This is a genomic window from Marinobacter sp., from assembly GCF_048259445.1.
Taxonomy (GTDB): domain Bacteria; phylum Pseudomonadota; class Gammaproteobacteria; order Pseudomonadales; family Oleiphilaceae; genus Marinobacter.
The window spans coordinates 18,341-33,697 of sequence record NZ_JBLXHQ010000027.1; the positions used below are offsets into that span (position 1 = coordinate 18,341).

A 15,357-nucleotide genomic window follows, 5' to 3' on the forward strand; every position below is an offset into this window, starting at 1 on the left:
GCGGTTTCGGGGTTCGTGAAAAGGCGGGCCTTACGGTGTCCGCTTTCTCAATTTCTCGGCGGTGCCTCGCGCGGTGCGGGCGTGCTCAAGAAAATCGGTCAGGTCCATCGCCGCGCCTTGTGCTTGGCGCAGCGTCACCTCGTCTCGTTCTTGCGCGCAGCGTTCGTGCGTGGCGCGCAAGCTGTCCTCCAGCCATTGCCGGAGGGCGATAAAATTGGGGTTGTGCTCCAGAACGGCGAGCGCTTCCAGTTCGTGCTGGGTCGGCTGACGAATCACTGAGGGGCCCCGCCTTGCGCCTGCAACTGCTCCTGCTGCTGCAGTTGCTGCTGCTTGGCGCGCAACTCTTCTTCGCTGGGCACGAACTCGGAGCCAATATCAACGCCGTGGAAGGCTTTGCGCAGCAATTCGGCGCGCCCTTCCAGTCCCAGAATCTGCATATCCAGCGGGTTCGCGGTCTGCGCCAGCATGTCCTGCAGGCGCAACTGGTTCTGCTCTTTGGCCACCAGCGACAAGGCGCCGCGGGCCACCACTTGGGCGTCCCCTTTCAGGCTTTGATCCTCGTGCCACAGCATGTTGTGGACGTAGAACTTCTCCACCGCCGGGGCGATCACGCCCGAGTCGATGTGCTTAATGACGTTCTTGATCGACTTGGACGCCGCGTTCATCAGCATAGACAGCCCGGACGCGGTTTTGCCCGCCCCGCCGACCGATTGGCCGACGCCGTAGCTGTAGGCCGGGATGCCGCTGTACTCGTCGGCCAGCGAGGAAAACTCCTTGAACACGTTCATCAGCTCGCTGGTGTTGCCGTTGGGCTGGAAGAAGTCAATCGGGGGCCGGCTGTTGCCGCCGGTCTTGCTGAAATCCAGCTGCCAAATCTTCCACGGGTACATTTGTTCAATGTCGGCGCCCGGCGGCAGGCTTTGGGTGTTCACCGCTACCTGGGGGCCGGAGGCGATGCCCATGTTGGCCACCAAGGCGCGGGCCGAGGCGTTGCATACGTCCTGACAGTCTTCGATCAGGTCGGGCACGCCCTTGCCCCAGAAGGCGCCCGGAATGTTCTCAAAACAGGCTTTGTGGTACGGCTTGCGCCCGAGCGGGTCGGGGTTCAGGCGCACGCACACGACGTGCTGGCCGATCAGAACCGCCATCACGTCGTACAGGGCGTCAGGGTCTTGGATTTCCTCGGCGCTCTTGCCCCACTCCAACAGCTTGCGGCCTTGCACCGAGCCCCAAAATTCCAGCGCTTCAATGGTTTTCTCGTCGCTGTGGTGGCCGTTGAATTGGCCGCGGGCGCGGTTCTTGGCCGAACGCAGGGCTTCGCGCGTCCAGTTGCTCAGGCCGTGCAGGGTGTGATCTCGCAGCACGGCGCGAATCTTGCCTTCGTCGTAACCGGGCAGGCCGATCAGGTCGTGAATCTGATCCGCCTGGTATTCGTGCACCTCGATGCAGTCGCCGTCGTCCGGCTCCACGGCACCGGGGGCCGGGTAAAAAGCGAACGGATCGACGCGGTACACTTCCGGCGCGATGCTCTCGACCACCTCCACCGACTGGCCTTGCGCAGACCACGCCAGCTTTTTCTTGCGGCGCAGTACCGGGGCTTTGAGAATGCCGGCGGGGAAATCCACCACGTCGGACAGCACGTCGTCAAAGTGCTGATCCCAGCCGCCTTCGATCAACTGGTCCTCGATCTCATCGGCCATGCGCTCGCACTTGGTTTCGGCGTCGTCGCGCTGCTGCTTCTTGATGAGCGCTTCCAGCTTGTCGTAAGCCGCCCGCATTTGGTCCGGGCCAATCTCTTGACCGGTCGCCGCCATCATTTGCAGAGCGTCGGCCTGCACCTTTTGCATCAGGCGCAGTTTGATCTCCGGGTTCAGCTCCGGCACACGGGTCGGGTTCAGTTGCCACGGGCGATCCCCGGCCGGCATCAGCACGTCCCGAATCCACGACTTCGCGGCCCGGCACTTGGTCGCGGTGATGGCCATGTAAATGGCTGGCAGCCCCGCCTGCTTGATCTTCTCCAGCTTGTCGTCGCTGTATTGGCCGGCGATCTGGCGCAGGTTCTTCAACATGCGCTGCTCGATGGGCTCTTTGTGGCGGTACGCCACTTCCCAAAACTGGCGAATGTGCCCCGCCAGACTCGACTCCAGCGCCGCTTGCTGGCGTTCCTCGGCTTCCCGTTGCGCCTGCACCTCGGCCGCTTCTTCGCGCTCCAGCTCGGCGTTGGACTTGACGACAACCAGGCCGACGTTAGGCATTGAGGCTTCTCCTGGTGTTCACGATGATCGGGTTGTGGTGGCGCGCCTGGCGCTCGTTGAACAGGTGCTCGCGTATGCCTTGCACCATGTTGTCGATGTACGCTTTGCTGGTGTGGTTGATGTGGTAAGTCACCTCAATCGCCAAGTCGTCCGGCGTGCGCAGGGACAGCATCAGCACCGGCTCGGTGCGGTGGTACTTCACGGTCACGCCGTTGTGGTCGGCCCACTTGCCCAGCAGCTCTTTCAGGGCGTCCACCAGACTGCCCAGTTGTCCGTCGATGTTCTGGCTCATCAGGTCCAAGCTCCCATATTCGTGTGGCGCACCGGACGCGCGGCAGCCTTTTGGTCGGTGGCCAGCGCCCGGGCAATCTTGTCGCTGTCGGCCATGGTCATGATCAGCGCGGAGGCTAAGTCGGGCGACACTTTCAAGCGCTTCTTCAGGTCGTCGGTTTTCTCCACCACGATCTGCATGTTGGCGTTGTAGCCGTACTCGATGGCGGTGAGTTCGTAGATCAATTCTTTGTCGTCCGGCAGCGAGGCGTCCTGTAACCAATCGGCGGTTCGGCACCACAGCTCGGAGCGCGCGTTGAAGTATTTGCGCTGGTCCTCGGCCTTGGCGGCGCTCTGCACGTCCACCACCGGCACGCCCAGCTCGGCCAGTCGATCCACCACCCCGGCGCCCACCCCGATGCCATCGACGCACACGGCGTCGGCTCGGTGCTCTTGCCAGGCTTCAAACACCTTGGCGGCCAACTGCATGGTGTCCAGCTCGCGGTACACGTCCGGGGTCCAGGCTTTCGGGCCTTGGCGACGAATGATCACCGAGCGGTCGTCGCCAAAGCGGGCCACGTCCACCCCGAGGATCACCGGGTAACGCTCGTAAATGCGTTTCGGGATCACCCGCAAGCGGGCGTTCTCGGCCACTTCTTCACTCATCAACTGGCTGCTGGAGGCGCGCGGGAACTGGCCTTTGACGCGGACCCGGAAAAAGTCGGAGTCCTCGCCGTAGTCCTCGGCCCACTGGTCGATTTCGTTCTTGTTGGTCATCCGGCAGGTGCGCGAATCGACCTGTCGGTTGTTCCAGCGGTGGCGCATGGCGCGGAAACACTCGCGGAACCGGCCGGTGTTGCGTACCGGGTTGCCGAACACGAACCAGAACGCGCCCGGCGTGGTCATCGCGCCCTCGGTGACCTCCCAGATAATGTCGGCCACCGTGGAGGCTTCGTCGTAGATCACCAACACATGCTCGGCATGCAAGCCGGCGAAGGCGTCGGAATTGTGTTCGCTCCAGGCAATCGCGGTGACGCCCCAGGTTTCCGGGTACTCAACCGCAAAGAACCGGGTCGCGGTCCACTTGAACCAGTGCTTGTTGATGGCCCGGTTGTGCCACACCGACAGCTCCCGCCAGGTGGTGCTCATCAGCTGCGCCTGCGTCCCGGCGGTGATCCGGCCCGCGCAGTGCGGTCGGGTGCTGCAGAACCACAGGATGATCCACGCGGTTTCGGCACTCTTGCCGATGCCGTGGCCGGAGGTGGTGGCGTCCCGCAGGGAGACTTCACCGCCACTGCGTATGTGGTCCCGAATGGCGTTGAGCTGGTCGCGCTGCCACGCGTCGGGGCCGTCGGGAAACTGCTCTAACGGCGTGCCGGGCTCGCCCCATGGGAATGCCAGCATGACGTAGCGCAGCGGGTCGTCGTAGCACAGGGCAATTTCCGCGCGCAACTGGCGTTCGGCAGCGTCACTCATCCAAGCCTTTCACTCGGCGGATACCGGCCAGTAAGGCGTCGGCCAGCGACTCGTTCTTTTGCTTGTTGTCCTGCTCGTACAGCCCGAGGTGCTTCATCAGCTTTTCCAGCGCGCTGTTCTTGTCGGACAATTTGTACTCGACAACCGCGCCGACCTCTTGCCCCTTGGCGCCAATGTGCGTCACCTTGAGCCCGGAAATCGCCGCCGCGGTGGCGTCGTCCAGCTCGGAAATCTTTTTCGGGTGTCCGGCGTCGTCAAACAGCTTGCGCGGATCGAACAGCGCAATGCTGGCAATCTCTTTCAGCACCCGCTCTTGACGAATGTCGGCCGACTCGGCCACCGCGTCGGTCTGCGCGCGCAGGTACTCTTGCGTGTACGGGTGGTTCAGGTACTCGGTGGCGTTGACCGTCGCGGCCTTGCCTTTGGCGCCGGGGTGCAGCGCCTGATAACACTGCGTCGCGTTGCCGCGCACGTCGCTCGGACCGCCGCGGTACAGGTCGGCAAACTCGCGCAATTTGGCCTTGGTGGAGGCCCGAGGGTTGTCGGATAACGGCATTACTGGTACGTGTCCAAGGTGACGACGCGGAACTGGAACACCGCCGTGCGGTTGGTGGCGGTGGTGATGCTCAAGCGCACCGGGTACGCTTTGCCGGTCGGAGCATTGTTGTCGCCCAGCCAGACCTTGACGCGATCCAACCCGCCGATCTGCTCGTAGGCTTCCAGCGCCAGCGTGTCGTCTGGCACAGACACCACCGGGGCCGCCGCCAAGGCATCGCCCTGCTCGGCCAGCCAGGCGGTCAAATCAAAATCGAAGTCCAGGGTTTCGCCAGCCTTCAAGATGAACACGCCCTCGCCCAATTCCGGGCGGTAGGTGCGCTCGCACACGTAAGTGCGGGAGGCGGGGGCTGCAGCGGTAAAGGGGTAATCCACCCCCGCCACCACGGTGACAATTCGAGTGGCCGTGGTCACGTTGCCAGCGGCGTCGGTGACTCGGTAGGTCAGCACATACGGGCCGGGCGCGTTGATGTTGACGGTGCCGGTGATGACCACTTGATCGGTCAGGTCGCCGTCCACCGCGTCGTAGGCCGAATACCCCGGCTCTACCCACGGCTCGCCCACGTCAATGGTGCGGTTGCCGCCGGTCAGCTGGATCGTTGGGGGCACCTGGTCATCCGGCACAAAGGCGACCACGGTCACCGTTCGGGTGGTGCTGGTTGAGTTGCCGGCCGCATCCGTCACCGTATAGGTCAGGGTCTGCGGGCCCAGCTGGTCCTCATCAATCGTGCCGGTGACCACCACCGCCATGGTGAGGTTGCCGTCGGCGTTGTCGTTGGCGGTGTACCCTGGCTCGTCGTAGGGCGTACCCTGCACCAGCGTGACGTTGCCGCCCACCAGTGAGATCGTCGGCTTGACGGTATCGGCTAAGGTGGTCGTGGTGAAGGTCGCACTTTGACTGTTGCCGGTCGGGCCAATGGTCAGCGTGGTGCTCTTGGCGGTGTTGTAGGTGTCCGCCGAGGGGTGCTGTACCCGGATTCGGTCGTTGAGCTTGACCGTGCCCGGGTCGCTGGTCCACAAGCCCCAGGTGTTGCCGGCATCCACCGAGACGGAGTAAGTGCCGCCGGTCACGGACACCGGAATATCGAGCCCCGCGTCAATGTCCTGCACCGTGATGGTGTTCGACGTTTGCGCCAGACTGCGGGCCACGTCGGTTTTGGCCGTGAAACTGAAGGGCGCCGGTTTGGTGTCCTGCGCGCTGGCCAGTCCGGTGGTGTCGATGGTCAGCCGGTGAATGGTGCCGTCCAGCTCGACAAACCAGATCGGCAGAATCGCTTCCAGTTCGGTTTCAAAGTTGCCGTACCGATCAAAACTGCCCGAGGACGCTTGCGCAATCAACTGTTCGGAGGCCACCGGGTTGCGGCTCCATTCTTGAAACAGGTACGGCTCGATCGGATCGACCAAAGTAGCCAAGTTGCGACTGCTGCCCACTACCACCGTCGCTGTCGTGGTCGCGGTTTGTCGGGTCCGAACCGCCGCGGTTTTGACCGCCGCGGATTCGTTGTTCGACGCATCGACGTGGACAAAATGCACGTAGTAGGTCATACCCAGCGGCAAGCCGGTGTAGGTCACCGTTTGGGTGCCGAGGGCGTTCACCACCTGCGCGTCGCCGGTGGCTTTGATCGTGGGGTTGGTTTCGGTGGCGTTCTCGGACAGCAGCGCGTACAGCGTGCCGTTGGCTTCGTCGGTATCGACCGTGGCCTGAATGCTGTCCGGCGCGGTGCGGGTGGCGACGGGGTTGGTCAGTTGCGGGGCCACCGCATCGCCGCTGCCGACGGTGTGATCCACCGCCTCGATGCCGCCGCCGGTCTGGCGAATATGGCGCAGGGTGTACACCCCGTCCGCGCCGGTCACCGTGCCGTCATTGGCGACGGTGATGCCGTTCGGGGCTTCAATCTGATCGCCAGCGACCGGCGTGGTCGTAAATGCCGTGGTCCCGGCCCAACTGGTCAGGGTCACATAGGCCCGACCTGCCGCCGGGATGTAGCTTGCGATCACAGTAGCCATCAGGTGCCCAGCTCCACGGTTACGTCACCAAACAGAAGCCCGGTCGCGGTGCCGGACGACGGCAGTGCCGGGTAGGTGCCGACCGCTGTACCGCTGTGCACTCCAGCCGTGTCGGTATCTGTGACGGTCACCGCCACGGGAATGCTGTTACCTTGCGCGTCGGTTAAAGTGGCCGGGCTGACCGGCGCGGCGTCGAAGCCGTCATAGGTCAGTGTGAAGCTGGCTCCTGGCTGCAGATCGTCACCAATAGTCACGCTGGGGCCAGCGACCTCGGTGGCGGTAAAGTCCTTCGCCACAATGTCATCAAACGCTGCTGTCTTAATGCGCAGGTACAGCCCGGCAAAACCGGCGGCGGTGTGGGTGCTGTCCGTGACCGGCGCAATCACTTCTACGTCGTCCAGCAGCCCGCTGATCTGGTTGCCTTCGACTTTCACGGCCACCTTGAACGTGGCCGGCAGCGTGGTCAGGTCAATCGCGTAATCGCCGCTGATCTTGGTGCCGGTGCCGCTGTCGTAGCGTTCGAGGTAAAAGGTGGAGTCATTCGGGTTCACCACCGCCGCGTAACCGGAGTTGGCCCCGGCGGTCGGCTGCCGCGCAATAGGGCCGCCCTCGGTGAAATCCACGGTGGTTAACACTTTGACCGTCATCTCGACGGTGTAATCCGCGACGGATGGCGCGCCGTTCAGGCCCGCGAAATTTCGGGTATTCCCGCCGGCTGCCGAGGCCGTGCCGCCCAGCTCGTCCAAGTCGGTGCGAATCGCCAAGCCTTCCGAGGTCTGAATCCAGGTATGGCCGGAGGCGGACGTGTTGCTGTTAAGCTTGAGTTGCGGTGGTGTGCTGGTCCCGCCCGTGCGGGCAAATACGTCGGATGCAAAAACGGTCATGACAGAATGACTCCTGAATCAGAAACCCACGTATCTTTGCCGGTGCGGAAATACAGATAGCTGCCGCCGACTGGAACGAGACTTTCAATCAGTTGGATTTTGATTTGGCCTGGTGCCCACGCGGTCTGTGGTTGCCTGACCAACTTGGTGCAAGCGCCTCGCGTAGAAGCATTGCCGACGTAGACGCCGTTGTACTCATCATCAATGCAGGTGTAACCGACGTAGGTAATGCTGCTCTGACCGGTGTTGTTGGACACTTGGTCAAGGTTCAGCTTGACCAATGGGTTCGGCTTCCCGGCCTTGCGGGTCATGGGCGTTCGGTTGTCGTTGGGGTCAGCGTTCTTCAGCGTGACGCCATCCGCCCAATATTCGAAAATGCCGTTGGACTGGTCGAGGTCGGAGTTTTTGAACAGGATTTCAGCGGCGTGCCACTGGAACCATACCCCTACCGGCGAGAACCAATCCGAGCCGCCAGTCCACACATATTCGACAAAGTAGGAGGCGCTGCCGTCCTCGCGGTTGGTGTAATACAGGTTGTTGTTGTCGCCCTGCGCCCAGATACGGAAGGCTTTGTGGTTGAAGCCGCCACTGCCGTTTTGGTACGCCGAGTCGGTTACGTCGTAGCCGTAGTACCGCTCCACGTAGCACACCACCGGCTTGTCGGGGTCTATCACCAAACCGTCAAAGGCCGCGTCAGTTGAATTGTTGTAATGGTCGGTGCCTACGGCTCCCGGTATTGAGCCCACTTTCTGCGTGGTCTGGTACACCGCCGCCGCCGCAAACTTGTTGCCGGTATCCCGCCCCAATGCGGTATCGGTCTTGCCGCCACCGGTATTGACATACAGCGGCTTGACATTCTGGCGTGTGCCAAAGCGGCTTTCGCCGTCGGTGATCGTCAGCTCGCCACCGTGCGCCACCACGCCGTTCCAGCTGATTTGCCCGGTGGTGCCGGAGCCTGGGCCTGGATTTGGGTCTGGATCGGGGTTGCCGCCGCCACCCGACGTATCGCCCCGCGTCCCGTCCCGCAGGTCGGGGTGCGAAGAAATCTTGGGCGACTCGTTCCCCATGACGATGGCGGGGGTCAAGTTGGCTAGTACAATCGGTGCGGGCATCAGTTCGCGGCCTCGTTGTGGTGGTCAGCCCATTGGCGAATCAACGCCTTATCGCCGTTGCATTGCTGCAGCAAAGAATCCAGTTGCAGTGCGTGGTCGGCCAGGTCGGCCCAGCGCTTGCCGGTGTACTCAGGCATCGGGGTGGGCTCCGTCAGGGCGGTCGGGGGCGTTCGGTACACGGTTTGAGTCTTCACCACCGGAGCGGTGGCGCCGCAGGCTGTCAGTAACAGCATCAGGGTGATCGGTGTGAGCGCATTCATCGTGGGTCAGCGCCTCCTGCAGTTGGGCTCGGGCTTGGCGGGCGTCCGCATCGGCCGCTTGGCGGTCGCGTTGCGCCTGCACCACCAGGGCATCGCGCACGGCCATTTCCGCGCGCAAGTCGTGGTTCTCGGCCTCGCGGTCGGCCGCCGCTTGCGTCAGCTGGGCAATGGACTGTTCCAGTTCGCCCACTTCTTGCTGCAGCAGGTCGCGGCTGTTCAGCAGCCAGCCCGTCACGGCCAGCAGGGACAGGAACGCCAAACCAACGACGCCCGCACCGATGAGCTTGGCTTTCAGGTCCAGAATCACGGCTTACCTCGCAGTGCCTCGACGGCATTGCCGCCGTAGTAGTAGAGCAAGTTGGCGCTGAACACCCAGCACAGCGTCTGCGCCAGCGGCACCACGTCGGCGGTGATGCTCCCGAGCAGGATTTGCCCGAGGATCACGTACAGGCCGAGCAGGCTGGCATACGCCATGGTCCGGCGGTGAAACCACCACTGGTTTGGGTTCGGGTGCGGCTCAGTCACGGGCGCGCGCCATAATGAGTTGGTCAAGCTTGTTGTCGATCCGCTGCATGGTGGCGCGGATTTCGTCAAAGCGTTTTTCGTTGCGCGCTTGGTCTTGCAGGCGCGACTCCTTCAGGTGCTCCACGGTGAGCTGCAAGCCGTCTACCCGGCTGCGCTCTCCCGCCAAATACCACAAGCCGGAGAACACCAGCGCCCAAACGGCGATCAGGTTGCCGACCGTGACCGCCTTGGATAGGTGCCAACTGTGCGCCGGGAGTGAGTGAGCCGGGGGCTGGGTGTTCGGCATTCAGTCCACCTCCGCGTACTGCGCGTAATTCTCAATGGCCTTGCGCACGGTGCCGGCACCCAAATGGGTGTTGTAGTGGGCTTTCCAGTAACGGGCCAGCGCGTCCACGTCGGCGGCGGACGGTAAACGCTCCGGCACTCGCAGGTAATGCACGCGAGCCATGGCGCAGGCGTAGTACAGGTTGCCGGGCAGTTGTGCCGCCAGTCGGCCGTGTTGCTTGACGCGGGCGGCCAGTTCCGGCTTGTACGCCAGATAGTGCGTCCAAATGTCGTCGTGGGTGCGCGGCTCCATCTGAAAGATGCCGAGCGCCGGCCCGCCGACTTGGTGTACGAACTTGCCACACAGCGATTCGGTGGCGGCGGTGAGCATGAGCAATTCAACAGCGGCTTCGGAATACAAGCCTAAACTGGTCAGCACCGGACGTATGACGTATTCGCGGAGCTGTCCAGGGTGGATGCTCATAGCGCCTCCGGGCGTAGAAAGTAAAAAGCCCACGCGACGGTGGGCGGGCTCTCGGGTGGAGAGCTAAGAAACGGGCACAAAAAAAACCGCCAGCTCAGAACGAGGGCGGTTTTTGGGGGCAGTTATTCACACTAGGGATATTGGGCCATAAAGCGCGCAAGCTGTCAACGATTGTCAAACAATACGAACGTCTAACCGTGTGTTACGAGGCTTTCCGGCTGATGCTTTCCAGCGCGCCAATCTCCGCGCGCGCCAGCAGGTCCATAATGTCGTTGTAGCGTTCGTTCAAGCGCTGGTGCCGGAACGTCGATTCGGGGATGCCGCACGCTCGGGCGCGGGCGCTGGCGCTGATGGTCTTGGCCCCGGTGGCCGAGCACGGCCGGCAGTCCTCGATCTTGGTGCCGCGCTTGACCTGTCCGGTGCCCTTGCAGCTGCCGCACTTGCGCGCGCTGACAAACTCTTGGATCATCGCCGCCGCCACTGCGGTGCGCTTGAGTACGCCCATCTCGGCCCACACGGCCGATTTCTTGGCCATCACCGCCTGCAGCTCGGTCATGGCCTCCAGCGCGCTGTGCACGTCGTCGCAATACTTCGCCATCACCAGATGAAAGGTCAGGGGCGACAATCGGCTGCACGCCGCCGCTATGTCCATGCGCTCAATCACCGGCTTGCCGCCGAAGCTCATGCCCGGTTGCAGTCCCTTGGTCGTCAGTCGTGCCATCAAGTACGCTCCCTTATTCGCGCTCATCGCCTGCCCTCGCTCGCTGCTCGCTTACCCAATCCGCTCGCCATGTGAAGAAGCGGTGATCTTGTGCCATTCGGTACTGCCGTGCCGCCAGTCGCTTGATGGCGTCGTACATCACGGCGCTGTGCGTTTGCTCCAAGGCTTTCAGCGCCGCCCGGTACGCCTCGCGGTCGCCCGTTTCCGCCAGGTCGATCAGCCGGTTGGCTTCGACGTGTTCGGGGCGCAGGGTGTCGGCAGCGCGGTCGGTCATTCGGTCGGCTGCGCCATCGACAAGTCCAGGCGGACGGCGCCTATAAACTGGGCCAGCCATTCCGCTCGTCGGGCCGGGTTGTCCAACACAGACAGCGCTACCTCCTGACCGGCCAAGCGCTGAGAGCCTGAGCTAAGGGCGGTGCCGGGGCGGCGATACAACAGCTTTACCCAGCAGTGCGCAAGCTTGTCGTAGCTCAACTCCACGAGCACTTTCAGCGGCCTTGCCGTTGCTGGCAGCTCCTGCTCAAACTCTTTGGTCAACTCAGCTTTTGTCTTGGTCAAATTCATAGGCTCATTCCTTCGTGGCGCATTCCACAGATTGATCGGCGGCAGCGTCAGCTCCGGCCAACGGATTTTGGGCATGGGCTTTCCCCTCCAAAGCGAACACCTCGTCGGTCAGCACCCGGCGGACGGGTTGTTCGGGAATCCACTCGTCGGGCAGGTCTTTGACGCGCACCGGACCGGTCAACGCGCCCGTGCGCTTGAGGTGCAGGAAATACCACCGAAAGCCAGTTGCTTTACAGAGCGTTTGGTCGAGCCAGTCTTGGGTCAGGTTTTCGAGCTTGCGCGAGCCAATCCACGCCGCGCGGGCACCCGAGCCCCACGACATGGTGGCTTTGAGCACGGCATACGGTTCGCCCTGCTTGCGGTCGATCTGCACCCACACACCAATCACGCCGGTGTCGAGGCGCTTGGTCGGGCCGCGCTCGGTGGGCGGGATCGACAAATCGCCGTTGCGCCGTTTGATCAGGTTGCGCCACGCCGCGTCGAGGGTCTTTTCGTACTGCTGCCGGTTGTAGACGGTGATGCGCCACAGGCCGTTGACGTAGCTGATACCGCGAGGCAAATACAGTACGTGGCCGTTGGCCGTGCAGCGGCGCCAGCCGGTTCGGGGTTGGGTAAAATCGGGGGTCATGCCCACGTCCTTGTTGGTGTTAGGAAGACTGCTATCGTTGCCGATTTCCCGCGTCGATTCAACGGCTTCGGCCTCATAATGCAAGCCGTCGTTGCCGTTCAGGACGATGGCGTTCATGCGCGCGTCGGCACCGTCGGTCATGCTGCCTCCTGTTTGCCATTCAGCTCGTGCTGAAAGTGTTGCGCCAACTCCGTGGCAACGCGCTCAATCACCACGTCTTTCGGTAGCAGGGCGAGGCTGCTCTGCTGGATGGTGTAGCCAACGGGGCGGCCCTCGTAAGTCAGGCGGAAGTGAGTGTGCTGCTGAAGCTCGTTCAGATGCACTGTGCCGTAAAGCGCGGGCAGTGTGCGCTCCAAGAAGGTCTGCATCCGGTCCAGCGACGCGTTCACGTCCCAGGGTGGCAGTGACGACTGGTGCGAAACGCGCAGGCCGGTCTGCAGTAGATCGAGGCTGGAAATGCTGAGTTCGTCGGGCGGCAGGGTTATAAAGTGATTGCCGAGCACTTCGGCTGTTGCCTCAACAATGCGCCGGTTACGGGCACCCAGCATTTCGCTTTGCTCGTACCACTGCCGATAGGTTTCGCACTGCGCCTCGGCGGCCCTGGCCTGCTCTTTCAGCTTGCGCTTCTGGTTGCGTCCGAATCGTTTGCTCATGCCGCCTCCTGTGATTTGGTTAACGCTTTCGCCTTGCGCTGGTACGCGGCCTTGATCTCTTTCAGGTCGTCAATCGTGTAGCGCTTGGGCTCGTGCGGGCCTTCCAGCCAGTCTACGGCGTTCAGCCCAATGCGCTGCACCAGTCGTATGCGGTACTCCACGGTGTTGCCACTGAGGTGTTGATTGCACTTGACGCACTGGCCGTGACAGTTCAGTTCCTCGAAGCGCAACTCCGGGCACGAACCGACCGAGCGGTAATGCCCCGCGTCCACACGACTGCCGGTGAGCAAGTCGGCATCGCTCGGGAAGCGCCCGCACGAAATGCACGGCTGGTACTTGTCGCGGGCGCGAATGTACTTGTTGAATTCCGTTTGCGCCTCTTTGGTCCAGTCGCCCTTGGTTTTCAGGCGCTCTTTCTCCGAGCGCACCCAGCGCCGGGTTTCTTTGGCGATCTGCGCGCGTGCTTTCGCCAGCCCGTGCTGGGCCATGCAGTCGTAACCGCAAAAGCCGGCCTTCTCGACGGGCGCGCTCAGCTTCGCCGGCGGCAGCTCTTGACGACAAAGCTGATACCTACACTTCCGCGTCATACCGCCATCCCCCGAATCAGTTTGCCATCCCGCACCCGATAGTATCGAGGTACTCGGTTTTGCTCGCAGGCGATGCGATACCAGCGCAAAAACTTCACCTTGTCGCCGGCCGCGTGCTGCCAGATGTACCGACTGAACGCGACGAACACCGCGTCCGCCCGGTTGGTGGTCGCCAGCGCGGGCAGTTGCGCCACCCGCAGCGCCGCCATGGCCGTCAGGCTGCACTCTCCGGGCTGGCCGGTGTTGGCTTTCGCGTGCAGGGCCAGCACCGCGAGCAGTAGGGCCAAGGCGAACCACAGGCACGCGCAGTGCCCGCGTTTCAGTTGCCGTCGCTTCGGGTTACGCACGTTCATCGGTCACCTCGGTCGCCGCTCAAGCCTAGTAGCATTCTACTACCTTGAGGCCAAAAAAACACCCATTCAACCGTCAAAGCTCATCGGGGATAAGTTCAGCCACGCCGGTCGCCGCGGGCTGGGGGGTGCGTCGGGCTCGGGCTGCGTCTCGATGATCCCGCCTTGCGCCTGGTACTCAGCAATCTGCCGGGCCAGCTCGGCCTGCTCTTCGCGCTTGCGGGTGATTCCGGTGCGTCGAGGTCGGGGGTCGCCGCGGTTAATTTCAAACGCTTGGTGGTTCGGGTGTCGGGCCATGGTCAGCCTCCAAAGTTGCAGGATACAAGGCTGGCCGCCAGCACCAGCACGAAGATGGCGAGGGCACCGAACAGTGCGCCCCGCATGGCTTGTTCAAATTTCTGGCTCATGCTGTCTCCGCTTCGTTCGGGAACGTCACGATCACGCCTTGTTGGGCGTAACTCGTTTGTATGTGGTCGAGGTAGCGCGACAACTGCGCCTTGGTCATGTTGCTGGTCACCGGCAGGTAGCGCATGGCCACCAGCTTTTGCTCGTAGGTCAGGTGCCGTTTAATGGCTGTGTCGTACAGGCTGCGAAACTCTGCGTCCTCGGCGCGCAGGATGGGCACACCAAAGCGCAGCTTGCACTCGCACTTGACGTTCTCCGGCGTGTCCGCAATCTGCAGCGCAATGTCGTTGTACCAAGCGTGTGAGATAGCGTTCTGATCCAGTGACCGGCCAACGCCCGGCTTGGTCCGCATACGCACAAACTTGTGCTCGCGGTACTCAGCCTCCAATTTGCGCACGGCGCTGCGCAGGCTGGGCTCGGAATTGATTACCGTGTCAGTCATTGATCGCTCTCCTGCCAATAGAAGCGCAGCCGCCCAAACGAGAACACGGTTCGCAGCGGGACAGATGTAAAGTCGCTACTGTAAACCAGCGCCTTAAAGGCTCTTGGCCGCTTCCCGTAGATGCTTCGCGCGCTATACTGCAGCGCCCATTTCCATTGCGGGCCACGGGCCGGGTGCCACCCGATCAGCGTGGTGGTGGGTGCCGGGTACTCGTTGGTTTTGGCAAGCACCGTCAAGCGACCAATCCATAAATTTACTTGCATCATTCCGGCCCCCCTTTGCGCAGCATTCCCGCGTCGTAGAGGTCTTCGCAATACTTGGTGTAGAGCGTGATGGGCGAACCGTGCTTCATCTCAAGGATAAAGGCTGCCTTTTTTGCCACCTCGTCCCGCTCCCGCTGCGCCTCGGTCTTGGCTGGGCGGAAGTCGGAACACCAGTGCGGCTCAATGAACTTGCCGTACGCCATGAACAGCGCAACGTGCGTGTGACCCTCTGCCGCCGCGTGTTTGTCGTGGTAAATCACCAGGCACGGCTCATAGCCTCCCGGGCGCTCGTCCGCATCGCCTTCGCAAACGGCTCCAATGGGCGGACTTTCTTTGCCGTCCCACATGGGCGGCTCATCGGCTTTGGGGCGCTTGGCAAGCGCACGGAAGTCGCACAGAGCAAAGTTCTGGCCACTCGCAAAGAGATAGAAGACAAGGTGGTCCTTGTACCCGTACTGCCTCAGATTGGCCCACGCCAGTCGCCGCCCCGGTCCTATGCGGCCTACCATGGTCGCCCACTCCGGCGCGTTCGCAGCCCACCACTTCGGATCGTTCAGCTGTGCTTCGGTTGGTGTGTTCATGGCCCTCTCCTGCTCTTTCGCGTGCGCCTGCTCGGCAATGCTGTCGGCTATCGCGCTCATGGTTTGATTCA

At 62.5% G+C, this 15,357-nt stretch carries 24 protein-coding genes; all 24 read right to left on the reverse strand.

Features of this window, described 5'->3' with window-relative positions:
* Positions 1-30 precede the first annotated feature (30 nt).
* The gene (locus ACN0RL_RS16380) at positions 31-276 is read right to left on the reverse strand and encodes a hypothetical protein (RefSeq protein WP_417518737.1); all 246 of its coding nucleotides are present in this window, start codon (positions 274-276) and stop codon (positions 31-33) included.
* Entirely contained in the window at positions 273-2,255 is a 1,983-nt protein-coding gene (locus ACN0RL_RS16385; RefSeq protein WP_417518739.1) for a hypothetical protein, read from the reverse strand. The genes ACN0RL_RS16380 and ACN0RL_RS16385 overlap by 4 nt, the downstream gene beginning before the upstream one ends.
* Complete coding sequence (locus tag ACN0RL_RS16390; protein WP_417518741.1) at positions 2,248-2,547, reverse strand: hypothetical protein; 300 nt, start codon at positions 2,545-2,547, stop codon at positions 2,248-2,250. Before ACN0RL_RS16390 ends, ACN0RL_RS16385 begins: the two co-directional genes overlap by 8 nt.
* Positions 2,547-4,001: a terminase gene (locus ACN0RL_RS16395; RefSeq protein ID WP_417518743.1), complete on the reverse strand. Its 1,455-nt coding sequence runs from the start codon at positions 3,999-4,001 to the stop codon at positions 2,547-2,549. The genes ACN0RL_RS16390 and ACN0RL_RS16395 overlap by 1 nt, the downstream gene beginning before the upstream one ends.
* Positions 3,994-4,557 (reverse strand): terminase small subunit, encoded by a 564-nt coding sequence (locus ACN0RL_RS16400; protein WP_417518745.1) that lies wholly within the window; start codon positions 4,555-4,557, stop codon positions 3,994-3,996. Before ACN0RL_RS16400 ends, ACN0RL_RS16395 begins: the two co-directional genes overlap by 8 nt.
* Complete coding sequence (locus ACN0RL_RS16405) at positions 4,557-6,563, reverse strand: immunoglobulin-like domain-containing protein (protein WP_417518747.1); 2,007 nt, start codon at positions 6,561-6,563, stop codon at positions 4,557-4,559. Before ACN0RL_RS16405 ends, ACN0RL_RS16400 begins: the two co-directional genes overlap by 1 nt.
* Positions 6,563-7,447, reverse strand: coding sequence for a hypothetical protein (locus ACN0RL_RS16410; protein ID WP_417518749.1), 885 nt, complete (start codon positions 7,445-7,447; stop codon positions 6,563-6,565). Before ACN0RL_RS16410 ends, ACN0RL_RS16405 begins: the two co-directional genes overlap by 1 nt.
* Positions 7,444-8,559 carry a hypothetical protein gene (locus ACN0RL_RS16415; RefSeq protein ID WP_417518751.1) on the reverse strand — a complete coding sequence of 372 codons (1,116 nt, stop codon included), beginning with the start codon at positions 8,557-8,559 and terminating at the stop codon, positions 7,444-7,446. The genes ACN0RL_RS16410 and ACN0RL_RS16415 overlap by 4 nt, the downstream gene beginning before the upstream one ends.
* Entirely contained in the window at positions 8,559-8,696 is a 138-nt protein-coding gene (locus ACN0RL_RS16420) for a hypothetical protein (RefSeq protein ID WP_417518753.1), read from the reverse strand. The genes ACN0RL_RS16415 and ACN0RL_RS16420 overlap by 1 nt, the downstream gene beginning before the upstream one ends.
* Positions 8,689-9,126 (reverse strand): hypothetical protein, encoded by a 438-nt coding sequence (locus ACN0RL_RS16425; protein WP_417518755.1) that lies wholly within the window; start codon positions 9,124-9,126, stop codon positions 8,689-8,691. The genes ACN0RL_RS16420 and ACN0RL_RS16425 overlap by 8 nt, the downstream gene beginning before the upstream one ends.
* A complete protein-coding gene (locus ACN0RL_RS16430) occupies positions 9,123-9,344 on the reverse strand; it encodes a hypothetical protein (protein WP_417518757.1) in 222 nt (73 codons plus the stop codon). The genes ACN0RL_RS16425 and ACN0RL_RS16430 overlap by 4 nt, the downstream gene beginning before the upstream one ends.
* A complete protein-coding gene (locus ACN0RL_RS16435) occupies positions 9,337-9,630 on the reverse strand; it encodes a hypothetical protein (RefSeq protein WP_417518759.1) in 294 nt (97 codons plus the stop codon). The genes ACN0RL_RS16430 and ACN0RL_RS16435 overlap by 8 nt, the downstream gene beginning before the upstream one ends.
* Positions 9,631-10,092 carry a hypothetical protein gene (locus ACN0RL_RS16440; protein ID WP_417518760.1) on the reverse strand — a complete coding sequence of 154 codons (462 nt, stop codon included), beginning with the start codon at positions 10,090-10,092 and terminating at the stop codon, positions 9,631-9,633. It lies immediately after the preceding gene.
* 202 nt (positions 10,093-10,294) lie between these two features.
* Complete coding sequence (locus ACN0RL_RS16445; protein ID WP_417518762.1) at positions 10,295-10,813, reverse strand: hypothetical protein; 519 nt, start codon at positions 10,811-10,813, stop codon at positions 10,295-10,297.
* 13 nt (positions 10,814-10,826) lie between these two features.
* The gene (locus ACN0RL_RS16450; protein ID WP_417518764.1) at positions 10,827-11,087 is read right to left on the reverse strand and encodes a hypothetical protein; all 261 of its coding nucleotides are present in this window, start codon (positions 11,085-11,087) and stop codon (positions 10,827-10,829) included.
* Positions 11,084-11,377: a hypothetical protein gene (locus ACN0RL_RS16455; RefSeq protein WP_417518766.1), complete on the reverse strand. Its 294-nt coding sequence runs from the start codon at positions 11,375-11,377 to the stop codon at positions 11,084-11,086. Before ACN0RL_RS16455 ends, ACN0RL_RS16450 begins: the two co-directional genes overlap by 4 nt.
* 4 nt (positions 11,378-11,381) lie before the next feature.
* Entirely contained in the window at positions 11,382-12,146 is a 765-nt protein-coding gene (locus ACN0RL_RS16460) for a hypothetical protein (protein WP_417518768.1), read from the reverse strand.
* The gene (locus ACN0RL_RS16465) at positions 12,143-12,658 is read right to left on the reverse strand and encodes a hypothetical protein (RefSeq protein ID WP_417518770.1); all 516 of its coding nucleotides are present in this window, start codon (positions 12,656-12,658) and stop codon (positions 12,143-12,145) included. The genes ACN0RL_RS16460 and ACN0RL_RS16465 overlap by 4 nt, the downstream gene beginning before the upstream one ends.
* Entirely contained in the window at positions 12,655-13,245 is a 591-nt protein-coding gene (locus ACN0RL_RS16470; protein WP_417518772.1) for a recombination protein NinG, read from the reverse strand. Before ACN0RL_RS16470 ends, ACN0RL_RS16465 begins: the two co-directional genes overlap by 4 nt.
* Positions 13,242-13,598, reverse strand: coding sequence for a hypothetical protein (locus tag ACN0RL_RS16475; protein WP_417518774.1), 357 nt, complete (start codon positions 13,596-13,598; stop codon positions 13,242-13,244). Before ACN0RL_RS16475 ends, ACN0RL_RS16470 begins: the two co-directional genes overlap by 4 nt.
* Before the next feature lie 66 nt (positions 13,599-13,664).
* Positions 13,665-13,892, reverse strand: coding sequence for a hypothetical protein (locus ACN0RL_RS16480; protein ID WP_417518776.1), 228 nt, complete (start codon positions 13,890-13,892; stop codon positions 13,665-13,667).
* 106 nt (positions 13,893-13,998) lie between these two features.
* The gene (locus ACN0RL_RS16485) at positions 13,999-14,442 is read right to left on the reverse strand and encodes a hypothetical protein (protein ID WP_417518778.1); all 444 of its coding nucleotides are present in this window, start codon (positions 14,440-14,442) and stop codon (positions 13,999-14,001) included.
* Positions 14,439-14,708, reverse strand: coding sequence for a hypothetical protein (locus tag ACN0RL_RS16490; protein ID WP_417518780.1), 270 nt, complete (start codon positions 14,706-14,708; stop codon positions 14,439-14,441). Before ACN0RL_RS16490 ends, ACN0RL_RS16485 begins: the two co-directional genes overlap by 4 nt.
* Positions 14,705-15,346 carry a hypothetical protein gene (locus ACN0RL_RS16495; RefSeq protein ID WP_417518782.1) on the reverse strand — a complete coding sequence of 214 codons (642 nt, stop codon included), beginning with the start codon at positions 15,344-15,346 and terminating at the stop codon, positions 14,705-14,707. Before ACN0RL_RS16495 ends, ACN0RL_RS16490 begins: the two co-directional genes overlap by 4 nt.
* Between the last annotated feature and the right edge of the window lie 11 nt (positions 15,347-15,357).

What these genes read in the sequence shown, in the direction of transcription:
- ACN0RL_RS16385 (WP_417518739.1), bottom strand. Translation starts at nt 2,255, where the DNA reads ATGCCTAACGTCGGCCTGGTTGTCGTCAAGTCCAACGCCGAGCTGGAG.
- ACN0RL_RS16390 (WP_417518741.1), bottom strand. Translation starts at nt 2,547, where the DNA reads ATGAGCCAGAACATCGACGGACAACTGGGCAGTCTGGTGGACGCCCTG.
- ACN0RL_RS16395 (WP_417518743.1), bottom strand. Translation starts at nt 4,001, where the DNA reads ATGAGTGACGCTGCCGAACGCCAGTTGCGCGCGGAAATTGCCCTGTGC.
- ACN0RL_RS16400 (WP_417518745.1), bottom strand. Translation starts at nt 4,557, where the DNA reads ATGCCGTTATCCGACAACCCTCGGGCCTCCACCAAGGCCAAATTGCGC.
- ACN0RL_RS16405 (WP_417518747.1), bottom strand. Translation starts at nt 6,563, where the DNA reads ATGGCTACTGTGATCGCAAGCTACATCCCGGCGGCAGGTCGGGCCTAT.
- ACN0RL_RS16410 (WP_417518749.1), bottom strand. Translation starts at nt 7,447, where the DNA reads ATGACCGTTTTTGCATCCGACGTATTTGCCCGCACGGGCGGGACCAGC.
- ACN0RL_RS16415 (WP_417518751.1), bottom strand. Translation starts at nt 8,559, where the DNA reads ATGCCCGCACCGATTGTACTAGCCAACTTGACCCCCGCCATCGTCATG.
- ACN0RL_RS16420 (WP_417518753.1), bottom strand. Translation starts at nt 8,696, where the DNA reads ATGCCTGAGTACACCGGCAAGCGCTGGGCCGACCTGGCCGACCACGCA.
- ACN0RL_RS16435 (WP_417518759.1), bottom strand. Translation starts at nt 9,630, where the DNA reads ATGCCGAACACCCAGCCCCCGGCTCACTCACTCCCGGCGCACAGTTGG.
- ACN0RL_RS16440 (WP_417518760.1), bottom strand. Translation starts at nt 10,092, where the DNA reads ATGAGCATCCACCCTGGACAGCTCCGCGAATACGTCATACGTCCGGTG.
- ACN0RL_RS16445 (WP_417518762.1), bottom strand. Translation starts at nt 10,813, where the DNA reads ATGGCACGACTGACGACCAAGGGACTGCAACCGGGCATGAGCTTCGGC.
- ACN0RL_RS16450 (WP_417518764.1), bottom strand. Translation starts at nt 11,087, where the DNA reads ATGACCGACCGCGCTGCCGACACCCTGCGCCCCGAACACGTCGAAGCC.
- ACN0RL_RS16455 (WP_417518766.1), bottom strand. Translation starts at nt 11,377, where the DNA reads ATGAATTTGACCAAGACAAAAGCTGAGTTGACCAAAGAGTTTGAGCAG.
- ACN0RL_RS16460 (WP_417518768.1), bottom strand. Translation starts at nt 12,146, where the DNA reads ATGACCGACGGTGCCGACGCGCGCATGAACGCCATCGTCCTGAACGGC.
- ACN0RL_RS16465 (WP_417518770.1), bottom strand. Translation starts at nt 12,658, where the DNA reads ATGAGCAAACGATTCGGACGCAACCAGAAGCGCAAGCTGAAAGAGCAG.
- ACN0RL_RS16470 (WP_417518772.1), bottom strand. Translation starts at nt 13,245, where the DNA reads ATGACGCGGAAGTGTAGGTATCAGCTTTGTCGTCAAGAGCTGCCGCCG.
- ACN0RL_RS16475 (WP_417518774.1), bottom strand. Translation starts at nt 13,598, where the DNA reads ATGAACGTGCGTAACCCGAAGCGACGGCAACTGAAACGCGGGCACTGC.
- ACN0RL_RS16480 (WP_417518776.1), bottom strand. Translation starts at nt 13,892, where the DNA reads ATGGCCCGACACCCGAACCACCAAGCGTTTGAAATTAACCGCGGCGAC.
- ACN0RL_RS16485 (WP_417518778.1), bottom strand. Translation starts at nt 14,442, where the DNA reads ATGACTGACACGGTAATCAATTCCGAGCCCAGCCTGCGCAGCGCCGTG.
- ACN0RL_RS16490 (WP_417518780.1), bottom strand. Translation starts at nt 14,708, where the DNA reads ATGATGCAAGTAAATTTATGGATTGGTCGCTTGACGGTGCTTGCCAAA.
- ACN0RL_RS16495 (WP_417518782.1), bottom strand. Translation starts at nt 15,346, where the DNA reads ATGAGCGCGATAGCCGACAGCATTGCCGAGCAGGCGCACGCGAAAGAG.